Source organism: Dethiosulfatibacter sp. (assembly GCF_983023055.1).
In genome coordinates this window covers 1-6636 of the sequence record NZ_CEZJXU010000100.1, presented here as the reverse complement: position 1 = coordinate 6636, position 6636 = coordinate 1, and the positions used below count along the sequence as shown (strand labels likewise).

Annotated in this window: 7 protein-coding genes and 1 pseudogene; all 8 read right to left on the bottom strand. The window is 37.4% G+C overall.

The genetic code is table 11. The features are described from left to right. Nucleotides 1-1082 (bottom strand): alanine--tRNA ligase (gene alaS, locus AC3AX0_RS05135; RefSeq protein ID WP_487549235.1); only part of this gene is annotated, 1082 nt, incomplete at its 3' end. A gap of 128 nt (nucleotides 1083-1210) precedes the next feature. Beyond that, nucleotides 1211-2266, bottom strand: a complete 1056-nt coding sequence (gene mnmA / locus AC3AX0_RS05130; RefSeq protein ID WP_487549234.1) for a tRNA 2-thiouridine(34) synthase MnmA — start codon at nucleotides 2264-2266, stop codon at nucleotides 1211-1213. Continuing rightward, nucleotides 2253-2690 (bottom strand): Fe-S cluster assembly scaffold protein NifU, encoded by a 438-nt coding sequence (nifU, locus tag AC3AX0_RS05125; protein WP_487549233.1) that lies wholly within the window; start codon nucleotides 2688-2690, stop codon nucleotides 2253-2255. The genes mnmA and nifU overlap by 14 nt, the downstream gene beginning before the upstream one ends. A gap of 2 nt (nucleotides 2691-2692) precedes the next feature. Next, nucleotides 2693-3865 (bottom strand): cysteine desulfurase NifS, encoded by a 1173-nt coding sequence (gene nifS / locus AC3AX0_RS05120; protein WP_487549232.1) that lies wholly within the window; start codon nucleotides 3863-3865, stop codon nucleotides 2693-2695. Then, the gene (locus AC3AX0_RS05115; protein ID WP_487549231.1) at nucleotides 3865-4311 is read right to left on the bottom strand and encodes an RrF2 family transcriptional regulator; all 447 of its coding nucleotides are present in this window, start codon (nucleotides 4309-4311) and stop codon (nucleotides 3865-3867) included. The genes nifS and AC3AX0_RS05115 overlap by 1 nt, the downstream gene beginning before the upstream one ends. 166 nt (nucleotides 4312-4477) lie before the next feature. Then, complete coding sequence (locus AC3AX0_RS05110) at nucleotides 4478-4978, bottom strand: hypothetical protein (protein ID WP_487549230.1); 501 nt, start codon at nucleotides 4976-4978, stop codon at nucleotides 4478-4480. After that, the gene (locus AC3AX0_RS05105; protein ID WP_487549229.1) at nucleotides 4978-6294 is read right to left on the bottom strand and encodes a replication-associated recombination protein A; all 1317 of its coding nucleotides are present in this window, start codon (nucleotides 6292-6294) and stop codon (nucleotides 4978-4980) included. Before AC3AX0_RS05105 ends, AC3AX0_RS05110 begins: the two co-directional genes overlap by 1 nt. A gap of 31 nt (nucleotides 6295-6325) precedes the next feature. Next, nucleotides 6326-6636, bottom strand: a pseudogene (locus tag AC3AX0_RS05100) (serine hydroxymethyltransferase); the annotation flags it as partial.

Here is a 6636-nt window from a genome sequence, read left to right as displayed (position 1 = left end):
TTGCTGAACCTGTCTTCTTCTATTTCAATTATCTTGTATATCTGGTCTGCTGAATTGGAAAGCTCAGGATAGGCTTCTCCAAACATATCTATAACCATCTTTGAAATAGATGCTATGAAATTGTCCCTTATGCCAAGAAGCTTGCCATGTCTTGCCGCTCTTCTTAGTAGTCTTCTGAGAACATATCCTCTTCCTTCATTTGAAGGTATTACACCATCTCCTATGAGGAAGGTTACTGCTCTTGCATGGTCTGTAATTATTCTTACTGAAATATCAATTTTCTTGTCCTTGCCATATTCAATACCGCTTATCTTTTCAACCAAATTAATAATTGAAACAAGGGGCTCTATTTCAAAAACATTTTCCTTGCCCTGAAGGACAGCAGCCATTCTTTCAAGTCCCATTCCTGTATCTATGTTAGGGTTTGCAAGTGGATGGTATATTCCCTTTTCATCCTTGTCGAATTGTGTGAATACAAGATTCCATACTTCCACATATCTGTCACAGTCGCAGCCAGGCATGCAGTCAGGGTCTCCACAGTCATATTCAGGTCCCCTGTCGAAGTAGATTTCAGAACAAGGTCCGCTTGGTCCAACTTCAAGTTCCCAGAAGTTGTCTTCCTTTCCCAGTCTTACTATTCTATCTTCTGGAACCTTTATTTCATCTTTCCAGATTTTATAGGCTTCGTCATCTTCATGATATACTGAAACCCATAGTTTGGTATGGTCTATTTTCATTTCAGAAGTCATAAACTCCCATGCCCAATTTATTGCTTCTCTTTTGAAATAGTCTCCAAAGGAAAAGTTTCCAAGCATTTCAAAAAACGTACAGTGTCTTGAAGTATAACCTACGTTCTCAATATCTCCTGTTCTTACACATTTCTGGCATGTAACCATTCTAGTTCTTGGTGGAGTGTCAGCTCCTGTGAAAAACCTTTTGAGTGGTGCCATTCCTGCGTTCACAAGCAACAGAGTATTGTCATTTTTAGGAATCAACGGAAAACTATGTGCTGCCAGGTGGTTCTTGCTTTCAAAAAATTCGATAAAGCTTTTTCTTATATTGTCTACGGAATATTTGTTCATCTTATCCTCCATCTATGTAACTCGTCTATAAACGAATCAATCTCTTTAATTAATTATGAAGATAAACTCGTCAAGTGGACGAGTTTCATTAAAATTATAATTAAGGGAGTTCAATATGTCAACCTTTTCTACATATCAATATTTATTATTCCGCCGCCTATAAGTATTTCGCCGTCATAAAATACAAGGGATTGTCCCGGAGCAAGGGCTTTTACAGGTTCCTTGAAATTAACAATCAAGGTTTGTCCTTCTCTTCTTATTGAAGCTTCCGCCTCTCTTGCAGAATATCTTATTTTACACATCAGTGGTTTATTTTCAATGTCATAATCGTCAAATACAATATTGTATTCTTCAAGAACACAAGAATCCTTGTAAAGGTCCTTCTCAAGGCCTAGAACTACATTATTGTCATCTGCATCAATTTTTATCACATATCGCGGTGATCCAAGAGCTATTCCCAGACCTTTTCTCTGTCCTACTGTATATTTGTGGATTCCCTTGTGCTTTCCAAGAATCCTTCCCTTCATGTCTACGAAATTTCCAAGCTTTTTCTGGGGATTTATGTATTTCTCAAGAAATCCTACATGGTCGTCGTCACTTATAAAGCAAATTTCCTGGCTTTCCTTCTTCTGAGAAAAATCAAGGTTAATGTCTTTTATTATCTGTCTTGCTTCTTCCTTGTCTTTTATATCTCCAAGAGGCATAAGTATTCGTTCCAGATCCTTTTCTCTAAGATTGTAAAGATAGTAGCTCTGGTCCTTAGATTTATTTTCAGCCTTTTTTATAAGATATCTTCCATCTTCCAATACTATCTTTGCATATTGTCCCGATGAAATATACTGCGCTCCAAGTCTGTCAGCTTCTTCAATAAACTTTTTGTACTTAATAATCTGGTTACATTTAACACAGGGATTTGGTGTTCTTCCTCTGTCATATTCAGAATGGAAGTATTTTATTATTTCTTCATTGAATTCCGTTCTCAAGTCAAGTATATAGTGTTCTATTCCAAGAACATCAGCCGCTTTTTTTGCATCTCTTATTGCTGGTTCCATTTCTTCAAAACTCGTCTGAACAAAGGTCACTCCTATTACTTCATATCCGTTTTGCTGTAAAATTACAGCAGCGGCGGTGCTATCCACACCACCGCTCATTCCCAGCAAAACTTTTCTATTATAGATATTCATGTTCATGCTCGTGAACATCATAATCAGGATCGAAGTCTTCGAGACCGGTTATTTTCTTTCCAGTCTTCTGTGCGTAGTCATGAAGTGCCGCCTTTACAGCTTGCTCAGCAAGTACTGAACAGTGTACTTTAACCTTTGGAAGTCCTCCAAGTGCCTCTATAACAGCCTTGTTTGTAAGTTCAACAGCTACGTTTATGCTTTTGCCCTTAATAAGCTCTGTTGCCATGCTTGAGGATGCAATTGCCGATCCACATCCGAAAGTAAGGAATTTTACATCAGTGATGATGTCATCCTCTATCTTCAGATATATTTTCATTATATCTCCGCATTGAGCATTTCCTACTTCACCAACACCGTCTGCATTTTCAATTTCTCCTACATTCCTTGGATTTCTAAAGTGATCCATTACCTCTTCAGTATACATTTCTATTTCCTCCTACCTGTATATAATGGCGACATTTGTCTTAATCTATCTACTACATTTACTAGTTTTTCAACTGTATAATCTACTTCTTCTTCAGTATTAAAATCCGAAAGGCTCAGTCTCAATGAACCGTGTGCTATTTCATGTGCCAATCCTATTCCCATTAATACATGTGACGGATCAAGGGCACCAGATGTACATGCTGAACCGCTTGAACCTGATATTCCATCCATATCAAGATACAACAGCAGTGATTCTCCTTCAATAAATTCAAAAGAAAAATTCACATTTCCAGGCAGTCTCTTTACAGGATGACCGTTTAGTTTTGCATTGTCTATTCTTTCAGGTATAAGCTTCATGAACCTGTCTCTAAGCACTGTCATTTTTTTAATGCTCTCGTCCATTGTCTTTCCAGCTATTTCCACAGCCTTTGCAAAACCCATGATTCCTGGAACATTTTCAGTACCGGCTCTCATTTTTCTTTCCTGAGCTCCACCGTGAATGAGGTTTTCAAGTCTTATTCCTTTTTTGATGTATAGCATTCCAACACCTTTAGGTCCGTTGATTTTGTGGGCGGAAGCTGAAAGCATGTCTATATTCATTTCTTCAACGTCTATTGGAATATGTCCAAAAGCCTGAACTGCATCTGTATGAAAGAAAATATTGTTTTCCTTAGCTATTGCTCCTATTTCCTTAACAGGCTCTATTGTTCCTATTTCGTTGTTTGCAAACATTATTGTAATAAGTATTGTTTCTTCTTTTATTGCAGCCTTTAAATCATCAAGGCTTATCATTCCATATTCATCAACTTCAAGGTAGGTTACTTCAAAGCCGTTCTTTTCAAGATATTCACAACTGTGAAGAATAGCATGATGTTCTATTTTTGATGTAATGATGTGTTTCCCTTTTGAACAGTACTTTTCTGCTACCCCTTTGATAGCCCAGTTGTCAGCTTCAGAACCGCTTCCTGTGAAGTAAATCTCATCAGTATCGGCATTTATAATTCCAGCCACAGTCTCCCTTGCGCTGCCCAAGGCTTTTTTGGCTTTTTGTCCAAATTCATATATACTTGACGGATTGCCGTACAGTTCCGTATAGTATTTATTCATGGTCTCAACTACTTCAGGTCTAACCATGGTTGTTGCTGCATTGTCCAAATACACTTTTCTCTCCATTATTCTACCTCCTGTATTCCTTTTGTATGCTCTTTCATTACTTCCCTATGCTGATTGACCATGTCAATCATATAAGTACTGTCTATTACATCGTTGATACTTTTTTCTATTTTTTCGAAAACAACTCTCGTTGCACAAACTGATTCTCTGCTGCACAGTTCTGATGAAAGACAGTCCGATGGGGACATTTCCCCTTCCAACGCTCTTAAAATCATTCCTACTGTGATTTCCGAAGGCTCCAACGCTAGAAGATAACCTCCATTGACTCCTCTTACGGTTTTGATATATCCTTTCTTTCTCAACTTCGAAAGAAGCTGTTCAAGATAGTTTTCTGATATATTGTATTTTCGTGAAATAATCTTTAGACTTAGTGGCCCATTGCCATAATTAAGGGCAAGTTCAAATGTAGCTTTCAATCCATATCGTCCTTTTGTAGATAATAACAAATAATCACCTCTAATCCCAAGTTAAACAGTAGACTTTTAACTGAGTATAATATACCCTAGTAAATTTGTCAACTATTATTTCAGAAAAAATAGCTCCTTTTTTTAAAGAAACTATTTTATAATAATTATGTATTTAAATCATGGTTAAGTGTTTGTATTTAAAGAATTAGTTGATGTAATTTTCCCTTTCAAGAAAGTCAAGAAGTCCAAATTCTATCTGCAGCAACTTAAGCTTTACTTCATATTCGTCCACATTTATTTCTTCGTTTTCCAAAAGGTTGTCCAGTATCTTCTTACCACCGTCATAAAGATAAAGTTCCTTACTTGGCCACATTATGTTTTTTGGTTCTTCTGTATCTATTGTCATTTCAGAAGACACCCTCAGGGATGTCACTAGGGACTTGTCCAATGATCCAAGAAGATATATCTTCTTAATATTCAAGTCAACACCTTCCAGATATTCCCTCAGCTTTCTGAGATACCTAAGGTGCTCGGGCTTGATTTCAAGCATATAGTTTTCATCCAAAATCCGGTCTTCAATTATAAGATTATTGTATTCTATTACTATGTTGTAGCTTTTTGTATCCTCTATTCCAATAAGCTTCTCACGAATATTCTCTAGTGAGTCAATATCGTTAAAGCCGTTAAATTCAATTGTAAAATTCATTACTCCTCCTCCGTGTCGACTTCATTCAAAAAGTCCAGATATCGTATTATGTTTTTTTCGTAACCGATATTCTTAGGATTATAAAACTTTTCCGCGTCAAAATCAAGGGGAAAATAATTTTGCTTTACATAACTGTACCTGTAGCTATGCGGATACTTGTATCCGACACCATGGCCTAATTTTGAAGCTGACTTATAGCTCTTATCCTTTAAATGGTTTGGAACCTCCGGATTTTTCTTCCCAGCATATTCCATTGCCTTGTTAATTGCAACATATGCTGCATTGCTTTTAGGAGCACAGGCAAGGTATACAACAGCCTGGGAAAGATTTATCCTGCATTCAGGCATTCCTATTACATTTACTGCATTGAAGCAGTCTATAGCAATTCCAAGTGCTTTAGGATCTCCATTACCGATATCCTCTGATGCGCTTATTACAAGTCTTCTTGCAATAAACTTGGGGTCTTCCCCTGAATTGAGCATCTTGGCAAGCCACAAAAGTGCTGCATCTGGATCTGAACCTCTTATACTTTTTATGAAGGCGGATACCGTATCATAATGATTGTCACCGTTCTTGTCATAATAGGATGTCTTGCTTTGTATGCTTTCCTTGGCATCCTCTACTCTTATCCTCAGAAGATCGTCTTCGTCCCTTTCTGTTGTAAGGACTGCCAGCTCAAGAGCATTAAGAGCCTTTCTTGCATCTCCGCCACAATAATCCGATATAAGCTGTATAGCATTGTCTTCTATTTCAGCTTTCATTCCAAGATCACCGTTTATAACAGTATCCATTGCCCTTTTAATAATTTCAAATATATCTTCAGGTGCCAGTGACTTAAGCTGAAAAATCATTGACCTTGAAATAAGAGCGCTATTTACTTCAAAGTATGGGTTTTCAGTAGTTGCTCCTATGAGTATTATAGTACCATTTTCAACATATGGCAACAAGGCGTCCTGTTGTGCCTTGTTAAATCTGTGAATCTCGTCTATGAATACAATGGTCTGCTTGTTGTACATGGAAATTTCATTTATAGCATAGTTGATTTTTTCCTTGATGTCCTTGATTCCCGATGTTACAGCATTCAGTGTTTCAAAGTTTTTTTCGGTTTTTTCAGCAATAATCTTTGCAAGGGTAGTCTTGCCTGTTCCCGGAGGGCCGTATAGGATTATGGAACTGAGTCTGTCGGCTATAATTGTCCTTCTAAGCATTTTCCCGTCGGCAAGGATATGATCCTGTCCTACGTAATCAGAAAGATCCCTTGGCCTCATTTTGTCGGCCAAAGGATTGTTTTTCTTTATGAATTCATCGTAATTCATGTTAAAAAAGTCCACGTTGATACCTTCCCGTCTATTCGTATACGCTCATCAATGCTGCAACTCTTTTTATAAGTGTTTCCTTGTCCTGTGACTCTGTAAATGCACAGTTCATAATATCTGCTATTTCAGCCATATCCTTTTCAACAAGTCCTATGGTAGTTATGGCTGGTGTTCCTATTCTTATTCCACTTGTGACGAAAGGACTCTTTGGATCATTAGGTATTGTGTTCTTGTTAACAGTAATATTGATGTCTCCAAGAATCTTTTCAGCTACCTTTCCTGTAACATCCTTGCTTCTCATGTCTATAAGGATAAGATGGTTGTCTGTTCCGTCTGAAACAA

Bases quoted from the DNA above. Each gene is read 5' to 3' on its own strand.
- AC3AX0_RS05110 (WP_487549230.1), bottom strand. From the start codon at position 4,978: ATGAATTTTACAATTGAATTTAACGGCTTTAACGATATTGACTCACTA.
- mnmA (WP_487549234.1), bottom strand. From the start codon at position 2,266: ATGAATATCTATAATAGAAAAGTTTTGCTGGGAATGAGCGGTGGTGTG.
- AC3AX0_RS05105 (WP_487549229.1), bottom strand. From the start codon at position 6,294: ATGAATTACGATGAATTCATAAAGAAAAACAATCCTTTGGCCGACAAA.
- nifU (WP_487549233.1), bottom strand. From the start codon at position 2,690: ATGTATACTGAAGAGGTAATGGATCACTTTAGAAATCCAAGGAATGTA.
- nifS (WP_487549232.1), bottom strand. From the start codon at position 3,865: ATGGAGAGAAAAGTGTATTTGGACAATGCAGCAACAACCATGGTTAGA.